Source organism: Mongoliitalea lutea (assembly GCF_014652135.1).
Lineage (GTDB): Bacteria > Bacteroidota > Bacteroidia > Cytophagales > Cyclobacteriaceae > Mongoliitalea > Mongoliitalea lutea.
Genome location: NZ_BMYF01000005.1, coordinates 146,492 through 167,507, shown reverse-complemented (window position 1 = coordinate 167,507; position 21,016 = coordinate 146,492). Strand labels below are relative to the sequence as shown.

The 21,016-nt window shown below is 40.6% G+C and carries 14 protein-coding genes; 13 read left to right on the top strand and 1 reads right to left on the bottom strand.

Annotated features, from left to right (window positions below):
• The first annotated feature begins 2 nt into the window (after positions 1–2).
• The 13 genes from IE080_RS05710 to IE080_RS05650 all read left to right on the top strand — a co-directional run bounded on the left by IE080_RS05710 (position 3) and on the right by IE080_RS05650 (position 18,913).
• A complete protein-coding gene (locus IE080_RS05710) occupies positions 3–1,382 on the top strand; it encodes a family 43 glycosylhydrolase (RefSeq protein ID WP_189579497.1) in 1,380 nt (459 codons plus the stop codon).
• Between the two features lie 23 nt (positions 1,383–1,405).
• Positions 1,406–3,871 carry a glycoside hydrolase family 95 protein gene (locus tag IE080_RS05705; RefSeq protein WP_189579496.1) on the top strand — a complete coding sequence of 822 codons (2,466 nt, stop codon included), beginning with the start codon at positions 1,406–1,408 and terminating at the stop codon, positions 3,869–3,871.
• A gap of 6 nt (positions 3,872–3,877) precedes the next feature.
• A complete protein-coding gene (locus IE080_RS05700; protein ID WP_229800518.1) occupies positions 3,878–4,783 on the top strand; it encodes a sialate O-acetylesterase in 906 nt (301 codons plus the stop codon).
• Positions 4,784–4,800: 17 nt separating this feature from the next.
• Positions 4,801–6,540 (top strand): glycoside hydrolase family 43 protein, encoded by a 1,740-nt coding sequence (locus tag IE080_RS05695; protein WP_189579495.1) that lies wholly within the window; start codon positions 4,801–4,803, stop codon positions 6,538–6,540.
• Positions 6,541–6,591: 51 nt separating this feature from the next.
• A complete protein-coding gene (locus tag IE080_RS05690; protein ID WP_189579494.1) occupies positions 6,592–7,524 on the top strand; it encodes an alpha/beta hydrolase in 933 nt (310 codons plus the stop codon).
• A 66-nt stretch (positions 7,525–7,590) separates the two neighbouring features.
• A complete protein-coding gene (locus IE080_RS05685) occupies positions 7,591–9,690 on the top strand; it encodes a glycoside hydrolase family protein (RefSeq protein ID WP_189579493.1) in 2,100 nt (699 codons plus the stop codon).
• A gap of 112 nt (positions 9,691–9,802) precedes the next feature.
• Positions 9,803–10,765, top strand: coding sequence for a glycoside hydrolase family 43 protein (locus tag IE080_RS05680; protein ID WP_229800517.1), 963 nt, complete (start codon positions 9,803–9,805; stop codon positions 10,763–10,765).
• Positions 10,752–12,758: a glycoside hydrolase family 97 protein gene (locus tag IE080_RS05675; protein WP_189579492.1), complete on the top strand. Its 2,007-nt coding sequence runs from the start codon at positions 10,752–10,754 to the stop codon at positions 12,756–12,758. The genes IE080_RS05680 and IE080_RS05675 overlap by 14 nt, the downstream gene beginning before the upstream one ends.
• Positions 12,759–12,774: 16 nt before the next feature.
• Positions 12,775–14,139 carry a glycoside hydrolase family 43 protein gene (locus IE080_RS05670; RefSeq protein ID WP_189579491.1) on the top strand — a complete coding sequence of 455 codons (1,365 nt, stop codon included), beginning with the start codon at positions 12,775–12,777 and terminating at the stop codon, positions 14,137–14,139.
• Positions 14,140–14,213: 74 nt separating this feature from the next.
• Complete coding sequence (locus tag IE080_RS05665; protein WP_189579490.1) at positions 14,214–15,323, top strand: endo-1,4-beta-xylanase; 1,110 nt, start codon at positions 14,214–14,216, stop codon at positions 15,321–15,323.
• 75 nt (positions 15,324–15,398) lie between these two features.
• Positions 15,399–16,883, top strand: coding sequence for a Gfo/Idh/MocA family oxidoreductase (locus tag IE080_RS05660; protein WP_189579489.1), 1,485 nt, complete (start codon positions 15,399–15,401; stop codon positions 16,881–16,883).
• Positions 16,884–17,303: 420 nt separating this feature from the next.
• The gene (locus IE080_RS05655) at positions 17,304–18,140 is read left to right on the top strand and encodes an alpha/beta hydrolase (RefSeq protein WP_189579488.1); all 837 of its coding nucleotides are present in this window, start codon (positions 17,304–17,306) and stop codon (positions 18,138–18,140) included.
• Positions 18,141–18,304: 164 nt separating this feature from the next.
• The gene (locus tag IE080_RS05650) at positions 18,305–18,913 is read left to right on the top strand and encodes a Uma2 family endonuclease (RefSeq protein WP_189579487.1); all 609 of its coding nucleotides are present in this window, start codon (positions 18,305–18,307) and stop codon (positions 18,911–18,913) included.
• 58 nt (positions 18,914–18,971) lie between these two features.
• Here the strand turns inward: IE080_RS05650 and IE080_RS05645 are convergent, their stop codons facing one another.
• Entirely contained in the window at positions 18,972–20,882 is a 1,911-nt protein-coding gene (locus IE080_RS05645) for a 7TM diverse intracellular signaling domain-containing protein (protein WP_229800516.1), read from the bottom strand.
• Between the last annotated feature and the right edge of the window lie 134 nt (positions 20,883–21,016).

The following is a 21,016-nucleotide window of genomic DNA, read 5'->3' as shown; positions in this document are numbered from 1 at the left end:
CGATGATTCATACCCATGTACTTTTAAGGAAATCAATGTTTTTATGGGCCTTATTGCTCATACAAACAATAGCTTTCGCACAAAACCCATTAGTTAGACATCAGTTTTCCGCAGACCCCAGTGCCAAAGTTTTTGGGGATAGAATATATATTTATGCTTCACATGATATCCGCTGTGAACATACTCAAGGCAGACCTGATTGGTTTTGTATGGAAGATTACCATGTGTTTTCTTCTGATAATTTGATTGATTGGGATGACCATGGCATGGCTTTGCATCAATCGCATGTGCCTTGGGCAGATCAGGAATCATATAGTATGTGGGCACCTGATGGGGCAGAGAAAAATGGAAAGTACTATTTCTTTTTTCCTTCCAAAGCCAAAGGACATTTAGAAAGACAAAACGATCCAACAGTCAATGGTTCTGCTTTCAATATTGGGGTAGCTATAGGAGATAATCCGGGCGGTCCATTCACTCCAGAACCAACGCCCATTCCTCAGGTATATGGCATAGACCCAAATGTATTTATTGATAAAGATGGACAAGCCTACTTGTATTGGTCACAGCATGATTTTTTTGTTGCTAAGCTGAAGGACAATATGTTGGAATTGGCTGAGGAGCCAAGAATCATTGAAAATATTCCGTCCAAAGGTTTGAAAGAAGGGCCGTTCTTGTTTGAAAGAAATGGAATTTATTACCTAACCTATCCAAGAGTAGAAAATCAAACCGAGCGTATTGAATATGCAACTGCGCGTCATCCCTTAGGTCCATTTGAATACAAAGGTGTGATTATGGATGAATCACCTACCGGTTGCTGGACCAATCATCAGTCCGTAGCCAAGTTCAAAGGGCAATGGTATTTCTTTTACCATCATAATGATTTTTCTCCTGATTTTGATAAAAATCGCTCTATCCGAGCTGATAGCTTGTTTTTTACAGCTGATGGTTTGATCAAAAAAGTAATCCCAACTCACCGGGGGATCGGTATTTCAGAGGCGAATCGTCGGATACATCCTGATCGGTACAGCTCCAAAAGTACCCAAGGCTATGCGATTGAATTTCTGAATAAGGATGTGCCATTTGATGGGTGGAAGTCAGTTTTCACTCAGAACAATTCTTGGGTGCGGTATAACAAAGTTGATTTCGGAACTAGTCAACTGGGAGCAATCAAGGTAAAAGTAAATGCCGATACTGAGGGGATACTTCAAGTGCGCTCAGCTTTGGAAAATGGGAAAATCATTGCAGAAATACCTATAAAGCCAAGCAATGGCTGGGTAGAAATACAAGAGTCTACAGCTGCCCAAGTAAATGGGCTACATGATTTGGTATTTGTCTATAAAGGCAGCGGAAACTTAGCGTTGGATTGGGTCACCTTTCTATAACTTAAATCGAGACTATTTGATTCATGAGTATCGACATACGTAAATATAGTTTGATTTGTCTGCTGATTTTCAGTTTGAGCGCCTGTGCTGTTAAAGAAGAGGTTACAAGCCAAGATTGGAAGTTGTGGTATGAACAACCTGCTAGTCAATGGGTAGAGGCTTTACCAATTGGCAATGGGCGACTAGGTGCCATGATTTTTGGAGATCCTTCGCGTGAATTGATTCAATTGAATGAAAATACTTTCTATGCAGGACAGCCTCATGAAAATGATAATCCAAATGCTCTTGGTGTATTGAGACAAGTACAGGAGTTGATTTTTGAGGGAGCATATGTGAAAGCACAACAATTGGTGGATGAGAATTTTTTCAGTGGAGTCCATGGGATGCCCTATCAAACTATTGGGAATTTAAGAATTACCCATCAGGATAGCAGTCAGGTTTCGGAATATTACAGAGAGTTGGATTTAGAAACCGGTATCGTCCGAACGGAATTCCAAAAATCAGGCGTGAAAATTTCTTCCGAAGCTTTTGCCTCTTTCCCTGATCAGGTATTAGTGTTTAGACTCAAAGCGGATGAAGTCAAAGCACTTAATTTCACTACTTCCTTTGATAGACCGGGGAGTTTAATGGTTTCTACAACATCGGATGCATTGGTATTTACCGGAAAGTCCTCCGATCATGAGGGGATCAAGGGAGCAGTAGTTTTCGAAGGCCAAGCTAAATTTATACTTCCCAAGACAGGTGAGCTTCGGGTTAAAGATGATCATATCCAAGTGATTGATGCAGAAGAGGTACTCATTTTCATTGCAATTGCGACCAATTTTGTCAACTATCAGGACATCAGTGAAGATCCTGCTGCTAAAGTCAACGAGGTTTTAGCCAAGGCGACTTCGAAAGATTATACTATCCTTCTTCAAGATCATCTAACTGATTACCAAAGTTTATACAATAGGGTAAGTTTGGATTTGGGGGTAACTCCAGCTGCTGATCTTCCCACAGATAAGCGGATCGAGCACTTTGCTTCAGGTGAAGATCCGCATTTGGCAGCATTGTATTTTCAGTTTGGCAGGTATTTGTTGATTGCTTCATCCAGACCCGGAGGGCAGCCAGCCAATTTGCAGGGCATATGGAATTACCAACTGCATCCAGCTTGGGACAGTAAATACACGGTCAATATCAATGCGGAAATGAATTATTGGCCAGCTGAAATTACCAATTTATCTGAACTCCATGAGCCTTTCATACAGATGGTGCGGGAATTATCGGAGTCAGGTCAGTCCACAGCCCAAAATATGTATGGTGCGAGAGGGTGGGTGCTCCACCATAATACGGATTTATGGAGAGTTACCGGCCCAATTGATTTTGCAGAATCAGGCATGTGGCCATTAGGAGGAGCTTGGCTCGCGCAACATCTGTGGGAGAAATATGAGTTTTCCGGTAATGAGGCATTCTTGTTACAAGTTTACCCAGCCTTGAAGTCAGCTGCTCTATTTTTTGTTGACTTTATGACAGAGGATCCGGATACAGGGTATTGGGTAGTCTCTCCTTCAGTTTCCCCTGAAAACGTTCCTTATCAGCATCACAGAGCAGCTGTGGCTATGGGGAACACCATGGATAATCAGCTCTTGTTGGATTTGTTCCGAAAAACTATCGCTGCCGGTGCTATCCTCAACGATAATGATCCAGAGCTTGAGGTGATGAAAGAGCGTATGGCAGCCCTTCCTCCAATGAGGATAGGGAAGTGGGGGCAGCTGCAAGAGTGGTTCTTTGATTGGGATAATCCCGAAGATGATCATAGACATGTGTCGCATCTGTATGGACTTTATCCATCCAATCAGATTTCACCTTATCGAACTCCAGAATTATTTGAAGCGGCTAAAGTTTCTCTTCAAGCGAGAGGAGATGTCTCTACAGGCTGGTCTATGGGATGGAAAGTTAATTTATGGGCTCGATTTTTAGATGGAAACCATGCATTGAAATTGCTCAAGGATCAGCTAAGTCCAGCTATTCTTCCTGATGGCAAACAAAAAGGAGGCACCTACCCTAACTTATTTGATTCTCATCCACCCTTCCAGATTGATGGAAATTTTGGCTGTACCGCCGGAATTGCCGAAATGCTTTTACAGAGTCATGATGGTGCTATTCATATTCTTCCTGCCTTACCTGATGCATGGAAGAAAGGCAAAGTGTCAGGATTGAGGGCTAGAGGAGGATTTGAAGTAGCGATTGATTGGGAGAACTCTCAAGCAAAAGCTATCCGTATCCATTCTAATTTGGGAGGTACTTGTATCATTAGATCGTATCATCCTTTGAAAGGGAAAGGGTTACAACTGCTTTCAGGGGAAAATTCAAATCCTTTTTATACTGTTCCTGAAATTAAGCCATTTGTAGATGATATGAGCAAATCCAACTTACCGGAATTGAGGAAAATCTACGAATATGAGATAGCAACCAAAGCAGGTGAAATTATTCAATTAACACAGAAGTAAATTGTTATGGGAAAAAGTTTGATGGTTTGGGTATGTGTATTCGGTCTTGTTACTGTTACGGGATATTACTTGATTGTAGATCATTTACCCTCTTTGCAAGTATTGACTCCTGCAAAAAGAATGAATGTACAGGATGGAGTAGATCCCAATTTCTATGTTTTTTTAGCCTTTGGACAGTCAAATATGGAGGGCTTTTCCCCTTATGAAGCTCAAGATCAGCAGACATCTGAGCGTTTTTTAATGATGGCTGCGGTTGATTGTCCGGAGCTTAATAGAGTTCAAGGGAGCTGGTATCCGGCCGCAGCCCCAATTACCCGCTGCAACACAGGTATCAGTCCGGTAGATTACTTTGGAAAAACCTTGATAGCAAAGCTTCCTTCACATATTAAAGTTGGTGTAATCAATGTGTCTGTAGGAGGAACGAGAATAGAACTTTTTGATGAGGATGAACGAGCGTCTTATTTACAGGATTCTCCGGACTGGTTAAAAAATACCGCTAGTCACTACAATGATTCTCCTTATGATAGACTTGTCTCTTTGGCCAAAGAGGCACAGAAAAAAGGAGTTATCAAAGGGATTCTTCTTCATCAAGGAGAATCGAATACAGGGGATGCTATGTGGCCAATGAAAGTAAAAAAAGTCTACGATAGACTTTTGCGGGATTTGAATCTACCTCAAGATAGTGTTCCAATTTTGGCAGGAGAAGTGGTCGGAGAAGCCCAAGGGGGGAAATGCGCATCCATGAATCCTATTATTCAATCGCTGCCAACGTACATTCCAAAAGCATATGTGATTTCATCCCAAGATTGTGAGGCTATAGATGATGGCTTACACTTTTCTACAGCAGGCTATAGGGAATTAGGTAGCCGCTATGGAGAGCAAATGTTGGATGTGTTAACTAAATTAAACTAAATCAAACCTATTACTGAATGAAAAATTATCGAATTTGTTGGTTATTGATTACGTGCATGTTGTTCTCATTTGGGCACAGTTTCGCTCAAAGAAATGCACAGAAAAATCCGATTTTCAAGTACGCTACCTACGAAGGCAAAGATCAAGTGTACATTGATAACCCACTTGGACCAGATGAGTTCTACAACCCAATTCTTCAAGGTTGTTATCCTGATCCTGCTATCACCCGCAAAGGAGATGATTATTTTATGGTCGTCTCGTCGTTTGTAATGTTTCCGGGGGTTCCGATTTTTCATTCCAAAGATTTGGTCAATTGGACTCAGATTGGCCATGTATTAGATAGGAAATCTCAACTGAAAGTTTCTGAGGCACCTATTGCCTTGGGTATTTTTGCTCCGGATATTAAGTATAATCCTTACAATGATACGTTTTACATGATTACCACGCAGTTTGCAGGGGATTTTGGAAACATTGTGGTCAAAACCAAAGACCCGTTTCAGGGCTGGAGTGATCCAATTAAATTGAAATTTGATGGAATCGATCCTGGGATGTTTTTTGATGATAATGGAAAAGCCTATGTTGTTCATAATGATGCTCCAGACCCCGGAAAAGAGCGGTACGATGGACATCGGGTAATTAAAATCTGGGAATATGACTTGGAAAATGACCAAGTGATCGAAGGAACCGATAAAATTATTGTAGATGGGGGAGTAGATCCTTCCAAGAACCCTATTTGGATAGAAGCCCCGCATATTTACAAAAAGAATGATGCTTATTATTTGATGTGTGCAGAAGGTGGCACAGGAGGCAATCACAGCGAGGTGATTTTTAAGAGTGACCATCCGATGGGGCCATATATTCCTGCACCTTCTAATCCTATTTTGACGCAGCGATATTTTGGTAATCGAAGCAATCGTGTGGATTGGGCAGGGCATGCAGACTTAGTACTTGGTCCAGATGATAAGTATTATGGGGTCTTTTTGGGAATTAGACCAAATGAAAAAAATAGAGTCAATACGGGAAGAGAGACCTTTATCCTACCAGTAGATTGGTCAGGAGAATGGCCGGTATTTGAAAACGGACTTGTACCGATCCAACCAAAATTAAAAATGCCTGGAGGTGTGACTGAAAATAAAACAGGTCAAGACGGCTTCTTCCCCAATGGAAATTTCACCTACACAGAGAGATTTGATGGAGACAAGTTGGATTTTCGCTGGATTGGATTGCGTGGACCTAGAGAGGACTTCTTGAAGATGACTAAAAATGGGGCTGAAATCACACCTTTTGCAGTCAATATGAAAGAAATGAAGCCTACGTCAACACTTTTTTACAGACAGCAACACAAGAATTTCTCATTTACAACGGAGCTGGATTATAAGCCAAATTCAGAAAAAGATTTAGCGGGTATTGCCTGCGTACAAAGTGAGTCTTTTCACTATGTATTTGGTGTGACAAAAGTTGGTAATGATCACGTGTTGCTGTTAGAGCGTACAGAGGCAGAGGGCAGAGGGAGAAGTAGAAGCGTGAAGTCCCAAGTCTTGGCAAGTGTTAAAGTAGACTTATCCAAACCGATTTTCCTGCAAGTGAAAGCAACCGGAGATGATTTTGAATTCGCATATTCATTGAATGGGTCGGACTTCTCCACACTTGGTGGTGTCGTATCAGGAGATATTTTATCTACCAATGTAGCAGGAGGATTTACCGGAAATATGATTGGCTTGTATGCAACCTCCGCCAATGATATTAGTGTGAAATAGCACGAAGATTTGATTTAATGCACATGTTGAACCCAGTAAAATGATCTTGTTATGTTGATTACACTTAAGAATTTAGCTAAGTCTTCCCTAGTAGTGTGCTTACTTTTCTATGCATTGGCTACTAAAGCTCAGGATGGGACCATTTACCCACTTGAAACCCCTGAAGAACCCAATGCCATCCCTCTCAATACAGGAGATGTAAAAGATCAACCCGCTTCGGAGACTTGGTTTCGTCAATGGGGTGACCCAATGGCACGTAATATCACAGCGGCAACACTTACCCCTTTCTTTCCAGCGCCTGGAAAAGCCAATGGGTCGGCCGTGATTGTGGCTCCTGGAGGAGGATTTCGATGGCTTTCTATGGATAATGAAGGCTGGAAAGTAGCAAAAGCCTTGGCAGATCAGGGAATCACCGCTTTTGTACTCAAGTATAGACTTCATCCAACGCCAGAGTCTTTGGACGGATTTAGAGATTCTATGAATAGGACCTTTGATGAAGCTTCCAACGAAGAGCCAAGACCTCGTCCTGTGCAACGGGATCTTTCAGACCAACTAGAAGATGCTGAGGCTGCCTACGCAATGATTGTCGAGAGAGCTGAAGAGTGGGGTGTGGATACAGACAGAATTGGGATGATTGGCTTCTCTGCTGGAGCTGGCCTGACCATGCACTGCACGCTAAATTCTCAAACTATGAAATTGGCCTTTATAGGCCCAATTTACGGTGGCATGGGACCTGTCGAGGTGCCAAAAAATGCGCCTTCAATGTTCAATGTGATTGCTACTGATGATTTTCTTTTCCGTGGTCAATTTGGAATTATCGATTCATGGTATAAAGCAGGTGTTCCAGTTGAATTTCATCTCTATCAAAACGGCGGTCATGGGTTTGGGTTAGGAAACCCCAACAGAACGAGTAATCGCTGGTTTGAGGCCTTTATGCATTGGCTTGATGTCAATCGTTTTCTTGTAGCTAAGTCCTCAATATGATGAACCTAAAAGATTTGTCAAAAGTCTAGCAATAGAAATAAAAAATCTCACGAATAAACCTATTCTATGAAAAAGTTATCACGTTTCTCTGTTGGGAAAAGCTTAATGAAATTAGCGTTTGGATTGGTCATCATATCTGCATCTATATCCTGTGCCCAAGAGGAAACCCAATCTAGTCTTATCCAAGATGGAAAATATGTCCATACAATACCAGGTAACCCGTATTTACCTCTTTGGGAACATGTGCCCGATGGAGAACCACGGGTTTTTGAAGACCCAGATAACCCTGGTAAATACCGTGCTTATATCATTGGTTCACATGATGTGAGGTTTGATAGTTATTGTGGCCCGGATATTCGAATGTGGTCAGCACCCGTAGAAGATTTGACTCAGTGGAGAGATGAGGGGGCTATTTTTACTTATGAGATAGATGGCCAATGGGATGTGATGTATGCCCCAGATTTGGTCGAAGTCAAACGCAAGGATGGTACTAAAGAATACTATTTGTACCCACACAGTAGAGGCCCAGGCAGAGAGGCAATGGTTGCCAAAGGCTCTAGGCCTGATGGACCTTTCACGCCGATCAATATGACTGAAGATGGCCAACGGACCGTTCCTGGAAGTATTTTAGGATTTGACCCAGCGGTTTACATCGATTATATCACGGATCCAAATGATCCTGATTACGAAATTGGATTCAGGGCCTACGGATTTTGGGGCTTTCAGAGGTCTTTAGCAGCAGAGCTGGATCAAAATACTATGTATTCTCTGAGACCTGGCACCGAAGTAATCCCTTACTTTTTACCAGCAAGTAGTCGATATGGAGCATTGAGAGATCCTGCTGGTACAACTTACCCAGCTATTTACGAAGGGGAAGATTTGGGTGCTTTTAATTTCTTTGAAGCTTCTTCTATCAGAAAAGTAGGAAACAAATACATCACTGTATTTAGTGGCTACTCTGGTCCTGAATATGGAGTAAGCAGCACCAACTCAACGTTGAGGTATGCCGTAGGAGACTCCCCTCTGGGACCATGGAAAAGTGGAGGGGTTTTGGTCGATTCGAGAGGTCCTGTTTTAAATGAAGATGGATCTGCAATTATTCTGACCAATGGAGGGCACAATACCCATGGAAGTATAGAAGAGATCAATGGCCAATGGTATGTGTTTTATCATAAGCCACCAAGAGGCTTTGGATTTGCTCGTCAACCTGTAGTTGCTCCGATCACCATTGAAGTGGATGAAACACCTGTAGCAGAAGGTGGAGGTGCTAGAATCCGCGCCTTTGACCCGTATGCGCCCAATCAACAATGGACAGCCAAAGATAGTGAAGGTAGAGAGTACACAGGAGCTGAAGTGACCTCAGAAGGATTTCATGTCTTCGGCTTAGATCCTTATCGTTATTATTCCGCAGGCTATGCAGCTTACTTGTCAGATATCAGCATTCAACAAGATTCATGGGATATTTGGGATAACCACATGTCCATAGCTCCAGTGAAAAATGGGCATATCATCGGCTACAAATACTTTGGTTTTGGTGGTTTGGCAGAGGATAAATGGGGCTTGAAAGCATTCGAAGGTACCAAAGAAGGAAATCAAACAGCTTTCAACTTATTCCTCACTCCTAAGACAGATAAAGCCTTCAAAGTCAATGTGTGGCTAGATGGTCCTTATGCAAATGAAACGTGGAAAGGAACTAAAATTGGTGTAATCGAGATCCCTGCCAACGCCAAGCAGGAACCCACTCAATTTACTATCGATGTGGCGCAATATGTGGATCAATTGGATAGAAAACATGCTATTTTCTTGGTTGCTGAGGCAGATGCTGATGAAGGATTATTCGAATTACTTGGATTGGGTTTCAGTGCGAAAGGTAAAAAACTCAATAGACCTGTTTCTCCTCAGATTAGCATTGCTGTGAATGGACAAACTGTAGAAGTTCCAACTACTCCTGTAAGATCTACCAATGAAAATGGTATCGTAGGGTATGACCTTTACGAAGTAAAAGCTAGTCTTGAAGAAGGTGCAACAAGTCCCAAAGTAACCGCGAAATCAGATCATCCTGGTGTGAAAATTTCGATTGAGCAAGCCAAAGATAAGGATGGGGTAGCAATAGTTTCTTGCGATTATCGGGGGGTAATCAAAAGGTATCAAGTGAAATTCAACTAAGCTTATAAATGGTTAATTTTTCAGCCCAAATGAGGAAAGATTAGCTAATCTCAATCTTTCCCAAAGTTTAAAACTCTGGGAAAGTTTCTTCCAACTCTCAAACCTAAACCACATGAAAATAGTCTTCAAATATATGTTAACAATAGCGTTCAGTCTGTATTTTCATATAGGCTTCTCGCAGAATCCTATCATCAAGGACTTTTTTACAGCTGATCCAGCGCCGATTGTGTACAAGGATACCGTGTATCTATACACTAGCCATGATACTGCCTCTGTCACGTCGACCAATTATGAAATGAAGGATTGGCTGGTCTTTTCATCCACAGATATGGTCAAGTGGGAATATAGAGGAGCTCCTGTGTCACCCAAAACCTTTTCTTGGGCTACCGGAGATGCTTATGCCGCCCACTGCACCGAGCGAGATGGGAAGTTTTACTTCTATGTGTCTACATTTCACAAACAAGATGAAAATAGTCAAGGAGGGGCAGCAATTGGTGTGGCCGTAGCTGATAGACCAACAGGGCCATTTGTAGATGCCATTGGAAAAGCATTGGTGGTCAATGAAATGACCAAGGATAATGAACATGGTTGGGATGACATAGACCCCGCTGTATTCATAGATGATGACGGTCAAGCATATATCTATTGGGGTAATGGAAGTCTTAAATGGGCAAAGCTGAAAGATAACATGATAGAAATGGCTGGGCCAATCAATTATTTGAATCCTGAAAATTTCATCGAAGGACCTTGGGTCTACAAGCGCAATGATTTGTATTACTTATTGTACGCCAGCAAAGGAGAAAAAGCGGAACAAATAGATTATGCGATTTCCTCAAGTCCGGAAGGTCCTTGGGAACATAAGGGAACGATCATGGAAAGTGTTCCGAATAGTTTTACAGTCCACCCTGGGGTAATTTCCTACAAGGGTAAGGATTATTTCTTCTACCATAATGGTGCATTACCTACCGGAGGAAGCTATAGGAGGTCAATTTGTATTGACTACATGTACTATAACGAGGATGGAACCATTCAAAAAGTCATACAAACGAAAGAAGGGGTCAATGCGGTTCGATAGTCTTTTAGTAACTAGATTCTTTAGGAACATTCCACTTGGGATCAATAGGCAACTTGGAGCTTTTCTAGTACTTCTGTGTCTCCTTGGGCCATCCCTTGCCTGTGCTCAAGAAAAAGCCAAGGTAGATAGCCCTAATGGTCAAGTTAGTGTCCAAGTGTTTCTGGAGGAGGGTAAAATATTCTATTCGGTAACCTTTGAGCAGAAATCTATGTTGGAAAAATCTCCTTTGGGACTGGTAACGAATGCAGGGTCATTTACTCAAGAATTATCATTTGTTAAATCCAATACAGGAGAGGAAAAGAAATCTTACACCCAAGACAGAATTAAGCAATCCTTTATCCAATATCACGCAAATACCCTAACATACACTGTAAGAAACAGTGCTGATCAAGAGATTTCGGTTCATTTTCAAGTTAGTGACAATGATATAGCCTTTCGATATGAGCTGCCCATGTGGGGAGAAACCAAGGGGATAGTAGTGGAAAGAGAACTTACTGGCTATAAGTTTCCATCAGCTTCCACGGCATTTTTGTCCAACATGATGCGCCCAATGACAGGGTTTGCACGAACTGCTCCAAGCTATGAAAGTGGATATGTAGCAGATGAACCTATAGCAAACACCAATGCCCCTTTTGGGTATGTTTTTCCCAGCTTGTTCAAAATCGGTAATGATGGCTGGGTTCTTTTGTCTGAGACAGGGGTGGGCAGTAACTATACGGCTTCACATTTGAGTGCTATTCAGGAAGGGGTTTATACAGTAGCTTATCCTCAAGCAGAGCAAAACAATGGTTTTGGTAGTTCGGGAGCACAATTGGGACTTCCCAGCCATACTCCTTGGAGAACAATTTCTTTAGGAAGTTCCCTGAAGCCAATCGTTGAAACTACCATTCCTAATGATGTGGTAGATCCTTTGTATAAGCCATCTACTAACTACAAGTTTGGAAAAGGTACTTGGAGTTGGATTGTGTGGCAGGACAATAGTATGAACTATGAAGATCAAGTAGCCTACATTGATCTGGCCGCTGCCATGGGTTTTGAATACATTTTGATCGATGCATGGTGGGATGAAAGAATCGGATATGATCGAATGGAGGAGTTGATTCGCTATGCAAATAGTAAAAATGTAGACGTATTTCTTTGGTATAATTCAAATGGTACTGTTAACGATGCATTTCAAACGCCTTTGCATAAAATGAATACTTCATTCGCTAGAAAAAAGGAAATGAAGTGGCTAAAAACAGCGGGTGTTAAAGGATTAAAAGTAGACTTTTTTGGCGGGGATAAGCAAGAAACCATGCGCTTGTATGAAGACATACTCGTAGAAGCGAATGAGCATGAATTGATGATCATATTCCATGGCGCAACCTTGCCGAGAGGTTGGGAGCGTATGTACCCTAACTTTGTTGGGAGCGAAGCAGTCATAGCTTCCGAAATGTTGATTTTTGTTCAGGATACTCGGGAAAAAGAGGCCTTTTATGCCACGCTTCATCCATTTATTCGAAATTCCGTCGCAAGCATGGAGTCTGGGGGAGTGTTGCTCAACAAGTTTCTTAACAAAGGCAATCGTCAAGGACAAGAGCGCTTAACCACTGATGTATTCCAGTTAGCGACAGGAGTGCTCTTTCAAAACCCTGTACAAATGTTTGGATTGACTCCTAACAATTTGGAAGATGTAGAGCCATTTGTCTTGGACTTTTTGAAAAAGTTACCGACTACTTGGGATGAAACCCGCTATATCGCAGGATATCCAGGTAAGTACAGTGTAATAGGCAGACGACTGGGAGAGCATTGGTATATAGCAGGTGTCAATGCGGAGAAAACACCTCAAACAGTGAAGTTACAGCTACCGATGATTCAAGGGAAAAAGGTTTTGCTTTACAACGATGATAAAGCCAAGCAGCCAACCTTGCAGACAGTAGATGTTGGGAAAAGTGGAGAGTTTACGATCACTATTCAACCGAATGGAGGCTTTGTTTTGACTAATCACGAATGATAAGTGAATGAAAATGATGATGGTTAGAAAATATATCACGGCTTTGATTTACAGCTTTTTGCTGGGTACTAGTGTTTGGGCACAAAATCCGATTATCCAAACGTCATACACTGCAGATCCTGCTCCTTTAGTGTACAATGATAAGGTATATCTATACACCTCCCATGATGAGCCAGAGTCTACCTGGTTTACAATGAATGATTGGAGACTATATACTACAGAAGATATGGTCAACTGGACAGACCATGGATCGGTACTTTCTTACAAGGACTTCCAATGGGGGAAAATCAATGCTTGGGCTCCACACGCCATAGAGCGAAATGGTAAGTTTTTTCTGTATGTACCCGTCACTGATTTGAATAATAGGAACGGGATTGGTGTAGCGGTATCGGATAGTCCTTATGGGCCCTTTATTGATCCACTAGGTAAGCCATTGATCAGTAATAGCAGTGCTGATATTGATCCTGCTGTTTTTATTGATGATGATGGGCAGGCCTATATTTATTGGGGTAACCCAGTCTGCCACTATGCCAAGCTCAACGAAGATATGATCTCGATTGATGGTGAAATCGGGCAATTCCCCAATACGGTGGAATCTTTCGGAAAAAGAAAAGCAGAGGATCCTAGAAGACCAACTACCTATGAAGAAGGTCCTTGGATGTATAAACGTAATGATTTGTATTACCTGCTGTTTGCGGGTGGGGAACTGCCAGAGCACATCGGCTATTCAACCGGTCCAAGTCCTCTAGGTCCTTGGACCTATCAAGGTGTATTGATGCCTGCAGAGGGCAGAAGCTTTACCAATCATCCTGGGATCATAGATTTCAGAGGAAAAACCTATTTGTTTTACCATAATGGTGCGCTTCCTGGAGGAGGGGGCTTTACACGATCCGTGGCAGTGGAGGAAGTTGAATTTAATTCGGATGGGACGATTAAGCCCATGAAAATGACAGCCGGAATTACTAAAAGTCTTGGCTCAATCAATCCTTATGTGAAAAATGAAGCAGAAACGATTGCTTGGTCCGAAGGTGTCAAAGCAAGAAGTAATGCTGTGGTTGGGAATTTTGTGGTAGCAACCACCCAGGATTCCTACATAAAAGTAGTTGGAGTTGATTTTCGTGATCAGGAACCTAGCAAATTTTACGCTAGGGTAGGGACGACACACAATGGTGGTGTAAGTATGGAAGTTAGAGTAGGAAGTAAAGAAGGTCAATTGTTGACGGAGGTATCTGTTCCGTTGACCGGAGGGGACGATCGATGGTCGATCGTGAGTGGGGATGTTGCAAATGTTAGCGGAGTGCATGATCTGTATTTTGTATTCAAAGGCAAAGCACCAAGCAATATCTTGTATTTCGATTATTGGAGATTTACAGCAAAATAGTCTGAAAAGGCAAGTCTGGTAAATCTCAAAAGAGTAAATATTAAAAAAAGAGTACCATTAAACCTTGACCACAAATGAAAAATTACAAGTTTCACTTTTCAATGTTGGCAGCTATTATGCTGCTAATCATTAGTTGTTCATCTCCTGAGGATGTTGATCCTGATCCGATTGATAATTCAAATCAGCCAATTCCATTAAAAGAGTTGTTTAAAGACCATTTTCCGATCGGAGCGGCAGTTACTCCCAACCATATGGACTCACGTACGCCGCATGGTCGAGCCTTGATACAGCATTTTAATAGTTTGGTTGCTGAAAATGTAATGAAGCCTGACGCTTTACAGCGCGTCAAAGGGACATACACTTGGGCTAATGCAGATAGAATTATCCAGTTTGCCAAAGAAAACAATATGTTGGTAAGAGGGCATACGTTGACTTGGCATTCTCAAACACCGGATTGGTTTTTTTACGATGAAAATGGAGAACTTCATACACCTGAAGTTGCTATGAAACAATTAGAAGAGCATATTACGGCAGTTGTGTCTCGCTACAAAGGCGATGTCTATGCTTGGGATGTAGTGAACGAGGCCATGTTTGATTGGGATCCAAATGGTCAGATCATCTACAGGGAAGATTCTCCTTGGTATAAAATCATGGGGCCAGCTTACATCGACTCAGCTTTCGTGTATGCGCATAGAGCTGACCCTGATGCGAAATTATTTTACAATGATTACAATTCAATTTTTAGCTGGAAGCGTAATAAAATATTTGATTTAGTAAAGCGCTTAAAAGATAATAATATCCCTATCCATGGAGTAGGTTTGCAAGGTCATTGGAATGTGGGTACATCTATTCAAGATCTCCGGACTACCTTGGAGCTTTTTAGAGGATTGGGCGTAGAAATTCAGATTACGGAGTTGGATTTATCTGTTTATTTATCACCAAATGAGCCTGGCTCTACAACGTATACCGAACAGTTTAATATGAGGCAGCGGATTGCCTATCCTGAAATATTCAGGGTCTTATTGGACTATAGCGATGTTATTACTGGTGTTACATTTTGGGGTATTGGTGATGATGCCTCTTGGTTGGATACTCCGGGGAGAAAACATTTCCCGTTCTTGTTGGATGAGCAATTGCAGCCAAAACCTGCCTATTTGGAGGTTCAAAGGCTAATTAGGAGATAAGTAAAATTAGTAAGGGAGCATTTGGCTGGATAAAGCTAGGTGCTCTTGTTTTTTAATTACCATAAATCAAAGAAGATGAAAAAGGTAGAATCCAATAAAGATCAATCATTTCAAGAACCTACCAGACGAGGGTTTTTGAAAAAAGGAGCCTTGGCTTTAGGGGCTATCCACATCATTCCTAGCCATGTACTTTTTTCCAAACCAGAAATTAGAAACAAAGCTGGTGAAATTGTTCAAATGGCATCCAAGGTTCCAAGTGATAGAGTAAATCTAGCCTGTATTGGTATAGGAAATAGGGGAGAGCAAGTGATCAATGATTTTGATAGAACAGGATTATCCAATGTTGTGGCACTTTGTGATGTGGATATGGGGGCTTCTCACACCAGAGCAATAGTAGAAAAACACAAGAAAGCAGCTCGTTTTACAGATTTCAGAGCCCTTTTCGATCAAAATGAAGTTCAGTTTGATGCAGCGGTCATTTGTACGCCTGATTTTTCCCATTTCCCGATTACCATGCATGCCTTGAAATCCGGAAAGCCGGTCTATGTAGAAAAGCCTCTAGCAAGAACATTTCAGGAAAATGAGTTATTGATGCAAGCAGCTCAGAAATATGGATTAGTTACACAAATGGGTAATCAAGGGCACTCGGAGGCCAACTCTTTCCAATTTAAAGCATGGAAAGATGCAGGAATTATCAAGGATGTAACCTCCATTGCTTGCCATATGAATAGTAGAAGAAGGTGGCATGGCTGGGATACTAGTATGAGTAGTTTTCCTAAATCAGAGCCAATCCCCGAGACCCTTGACTGGGATTTATGGCTCACGACTGCTGAACATCATGATTTCAACAAAGATTTTGCCAATGGTCAGTGGAGGTGCTGGTATGAATTTGGGATGGGTGCTTTAGGAGACTGGGGCGCACATATCATGGATAGTTTTCATAGATACTTAGAGTTGGGGCTTCCTGAGGAAATCAATGCTGTGAAATTAGATGGCCATAACCCATTGTTTTTTCCACAGGCAACTACACTTGATTTTAAATTCCCCAAAAGAAAAGAAATGCCAGCAGTTACGGTGACTTGGTATGATGGCTTGGAGAATTTACCAATCTTACCTGAGGGATATGGTGTTTCTGAATTGAGTGCGGATATACCTGCTGCTGGTACGGGTCAGATTGAGCAGAGAACCTTGAATCCTGGGAAAATCATTTACAGCAAAGAACTTACGTTCAAAGGAGGGTCTCATGGTAGTACGCTTTCTATTATTCCAGAAGAAGCTGCCAATGATATGAAGAGTAGCCTTCCAGAGGTGCCAAAAAGTTCTTCTAACCATTTTGCTAATTTCTTACTCGCAGTAAAAGGAGAAGAAGAGACAAGATCTCCATTTGAAGTGACCGGACCACTGAGTCAGGTGTTCTCACTGGGAGTTTTAGCCCAGCAGATGAATGCTAACTTAAAGTTTGATCGGGAAAAGAAAGTAATCACCAACCACGATCTAGCCAATCAACTCCTGAATGGTACCCCGCCGAGAAAAGGATGGGAGGAGTATTATAAGGTGTGAGAGAAAGGAGGACCGAGCGTTAAGAAAAGCTATTTTTATAGCTTTTTAGCGAGGGGCCAGGTTGCGGGGAAGGAATTTAAAAGGAAGAAGCAAGAAACAAGAATCAAGAAGCAAGAGACAAAATCAAGAGCCAACTTAAGACAATGAGAGATTTTATGGGGTAGAGATTGATATATGCTGACGCGATATAAGTTGATATATGCCTAGCGGCGATATATTAAGGTCTTGTAAAGAGTCAATTATTCTAAAAAAATGTCAAGTATTTTCAGGACGAGACAAAGAGACAGAGAGATGCTGGAATCGAGTGACATAAATCTAAAATCTCCCCGATCCCTCGGGGCTAAGATCTAAAACAACCCTCCCTTTGTGTCTTTGTACCAAAAACTAATACAATCAACAATAAATAAATCCAAACAACCCATGAAAGCACTTAAAATTACGGCTATATTGCTCAGCTTGGCGATTTCAAATTTGGCAAGTGGGCAATCAGATTACTTGATTGCACCAGAGGGCTTTGATAAGCCTGTATCTGGCAATCCACAAGGCGAAGTCAAAGAGTTTATGTATCCCTCGCAAACAGTCGGAGTCGATAGAAAAGCGAATATTTACCTGCCGCCGAATTATGATCCAAATCAAGCGTATCCTGTGCTTTACTTATTGCATGGCATAGGTGGAGATGAGCGTGAGTGGCTTGATCATGGTACTCCAAATGTGATCCTAGACAATCTTTATGCATCGAATAAAGCTAAGCCTATGATTATTGTGTTGCCCAATGGTCGTGCTATGAAAAATGATCGTGCAGAAGGTGATATTTTCGGAGCTGAACCGGTAAAAGCATTCACTACTTTTGAAGATGATTTGTTGAAGGATTTGATTCCTTACATTGAGAAGAATTATAAAGTGAAGCCAGGAGTGGAAAATAGAGCTGTTGCCGGTTTATCCATGGGTGGAGGTCAATCCATGAATTTTGGATTGGGCAACCCAGAGCATTTTGCTTGGGTAGGAGCGTTTTCTCCAGCACCAAATACTAAGAGAGGAGATGCTTTGCTTCCGAGACCTGAAGTCACTAAGTCTAATTTGAAGTTGTTGTTTTTGAGTTGTGGAGATAAGGATAATTTGCTGAATGTAACCACAGGGGCGCATGAATTCTTAACAGAAAAAGGTGTTCCCCATTCCTACCGAATCCTTCCCAATCACTACCATGACTTTAAGTATTGGAAAAATGAGCTGTATTTCTTTGCACAAGAGATATTTTAGGGGAGAGTAGTTAACCTGCGCTTTTTTTGAAGCGTAGGTTAACTCAGTCTAAAGACTTGATAAAATCGAATTTTAAAAATCATTTTTTCAATTCCCTTTGTTAAACCATTGAAATGTTATAGTCGTGGAAATAAAGTAATTGGAATATTTTGTAAATTAGCTCTATGGAGACCAAGGATAAAAAAAACTTCTTGAATGAGCCAGAGGCTACCTATGATAGGTTCAGCTATGCAGACTATCTGACATGGGAGATGGATGAAATGGTAGAGCTGATCAAAGGAAAAATCTTTAGGCAGGCTGCTGCACCAAGGAGAATCCATCAAGAGGTTAGTTTAAAAGTTGCTAGAAAGTTGGCTCAATTTTTCGAAGGTAAAAAATGTAAAGTGTTTATAGCACCGTTCGATGTTAGGCTTCCGATCAAATCCAAAAAGAATGAAGATATTTTTACTGTGGTGCAGCCTGATATTTGTGTAGTGTGCGATTTGGATAAGTTAGATGAGATGGGCTGCCTTGGAGCTCCTGATTTAATTGTTGAAATACTTTCTCCTAGTAATAACCAAAAAGAATTGATCCATAAATACGAGGTTTACCTAGAAGCAGGCGTCCAAGAGTACTGGATTATCCATCCATCAGAAAAAACCCTGTTCATTTACACATTATTTGAGGGGAACTACCTCCCATCTAAGCTTTACACTATGGGGCATATAGTTCCTTCCGCTGTCATCAAAGGCTTCGAATTAGACCTAGAATGGGTTTTCAAAGATCTAGATTAAAAAAATCCAAAATCTAAGATCTTCCCGACCCCTCGGGGCTAAAATCTAAGATCTAAAATTACTCCAAGTGAACCAATGCCAAAGACTCCCAGCCACTCAAATCTTTGTTATGATTCACTTTTTCCATGGCTTGGGCGATTTTGTTTTTGAAAGCCCAACAGGTTTCTCTTCTTAACTCCAAAATATCTGATAGTTCATTGAGTGTTAGATCCACATCTTTTCTATTGGAAAGGTATAGGATGTAGAAGGCTTTTTCGATTGGGAACTTGAGTTTGTGGAACAAGGTATCAACTGTCGGAGATTCTAGGTAATTACAATTTTTACACCTTTTACCAAAGTTGTGAGTTTCCTGAAACTTATTGTAAGAGCACTTTTTGCAATGATATCCATCTTTCCATTTTAAGTCGGCCAAAAACTTCAAACAGGTATCTTTATCAGGGAAAACTTTCTTGAATTCTTCAAATCCAAGACCTTTCATCAAAGCCAAGCTTTTGGTGATTTCTTCCACAGAGGATTTTAATTCTGCGTTGTTTGCTTGTAACAGGTTATTCATTTCTGTTACTTTTTTATTAAGCTCCTCCAATTTTTGGTTGGTAGCTACCAATTCTTCATTTTTTTGAGCCAAATCTGAAGCCATTCGCTCTATTTTCTCTGTACGTGCTCTTACCTTTTCTTTAAGCTTGCTATTCAATTCCTGAGTTAATTGATTGTTTTTTTCAAGTACAAGTGTTTTTTCTTCATTAGCACGTATAAATTCATCCTGAAGAAATTTAACTTGATTAAAGATTGAAAATGAGAACAGTAACATTTCCAGAAAAATAACGGGATATACCAAGTACCAATTGAGAACAGGGTTTTGAAATAATTCAATACTTCTGGAATAAGTATAAATGATGACTAAAAATAAGCAGGCATAAGCGAAGATATATGACCAAGAATGGATTTCTTCTTTGATCAACTCTTTAAGACCAAATACAAATGGGATTAATAAAATCAGGATCGTAATCACTAAATAAGTAATATAATTTAACTCATAAAAGAAAAGCTGATTACAGAAGAAAATGAGTTTAAGAACAATCGCCCAGTTAGTAAACTTTAATACCCGATGGCTTTTGGTATATTTTTGTACAAATCGATTGGAGAAAAGTAAGGTTGCCACGATTATGAAAAATTCAATGACATATTGATTATTAAGCTGATTTAACCAAGGGTTGTTAGGCCAGAAATATTGAAACCCTAAACCATCTCTTCCCAGTGAAAACCAGATATAGGATAAAATAAGACCTGGAAAATAGAGATATAAGGAATCTTTTAGCTTGAAAAATAAATATAGATTAAGGATAAATATTAAAATCAAAACCCCATAATAAATTCCTAAAAGAAAGTATTCATTAAGGGAATGGTTAAGGAATCTTTCGTTGGTCCTCAAGTGGAAACTGAATTCTTGATTATAGCTCCTGTATATTTTCAGATAGTAAGTCTTTTGTTCCTTAGGCCTAATATCTAAGAAGTAATTGAAATTTTTGTGATGGATTTTGCGTGAATTAAAAGGTAATTGGAATCCAGCTTCATATGTTTCAAAAGTTCCGTTAGAATTGGGGAAGAAAAATGTGATTTTTTTTATGTCAAAACCCCAAGATTCAAAATACCAACTATTGTCTTCGGCTTGCTGGTTGTTTTTAACAGTTAAGCGGACCCAAACTGGAGAATTATAGTTGTCGTAAATTATGTGAGCATCGTTAACTTTGTTGAAATTCTTTTGAAACGAGGGTTTTGAAATATCTTCAATAGTAAACACCCCTAAAGAATCTAAGAAAAAATCTAACATGGTACTTACTTTCATTTGTGTAAGTCCATCTTGTAGTTCAATTATAGTAGGCCGAGACTGTTCTTTTGCATGTGCTTCTTTGTTCCACAAAAGCATCAAACTGAACAGGAGAATGAATGCTATATTTTTTATGAAGCTCACTTGATTTGATTTAGAAGTTCGTTTAATGAAGTAATCTAATGTAAACACTTATTGAAATTAACAAAATTCAACGATTTATTATCAAAATATGGATTTAAGTGAAATTTGTCATCAAAAACTTATAAATCATTTGT

Bases quoted from the DNA above. Each gene is read 5' to 3' on its own strand.
- IE080_RS05710 (WP_189579497.1), top strand. From the start codon at position 3: ATGATTCATACCCATGTACTTTTAAGGAAATCAATGTTTTTATGGGCC.
- IE080_RS05705 (WP_189579496.1), top strand. From the start codon at position 1,406: ATGAGTATCGACATACGTAAATATAGTTTGATTTGTCTGCTGATTTTC.
- IE080_RS05700 (WP_229800518.1), top strand. From the start codon at position 3,878: ATGGGAAAAAGTTTGATGGTTTGGGTATGTGTATTCGGTCTTGTTACT.
- IE080_RS05695 (WP_189579495.1), top strand. From the start codon at position 4,801: ATGAAAAATTATCGAATTTGTTGGTTATTGATTACGTGCATGTTGTTC.
- IE080_RS05690 (WP_189579494.1), top strand. From the start codon at position 6,592: ATGTTGATTACACTTAAGAATTTAGCTAAGTCTTCCCTAGTAGTGTGC.
- IE080_RS05685 (WP_189579493.1), top strand. From the start codon at position 7,591: ATGAAAAAGTTATCACGTTTCTCTGTTGGGAAAAGCTTAATGAAATTA.
- IE080_RS05680 (WP_229800517.1), top strand. From the start codon at position 9,803: ATGAAAATAGTCTTCAAATATATGTTAACAATAGCGTTCAGTCTGTAT.
- IE080_RS05675 (WP_189579492.1), top strand. From the start codon at position 10,752: ATGCGGTTCGATAGTCTTTTAGTAACTAGATTCTTTAGGAACATTCCA.
- IE080_RS05670 (WP_189579491.1), top strand. From the start codon at position 12,775: ATGATGGTTAGAAAATATATCACGGCTTTGATTTACAGCTTTTTGCTG.
- IE080_RS05665 (WP_189579490.1), top strand. From the start codon at position 14,214: ATGAAAAATTACAAGTTTCACTTTTCAATGTTGGCAGCTATTATGCTG.
- IE080_RS05660 (WP_189579489.1), top strand. From the start codon at position 15,399: ATGAAAAAGGTAGAATCCAATAAAGATCAATCATTTCAAGAACCTACC.
- IE080_RS05655 (WP_189579488.1), top strand. From the start codon at position 17,304: ATGAAAGCACTTAAAATTACGGCTATATTGCTCAGCTTGGCGATTTCA.
- IE080_RS05650 (WP_189579487.1), top strand. From the start codon at position 18,305: ATGGAGACCAAGGATAAAAAAAACTTCTTGAATGAGCCAGAGGCTACC.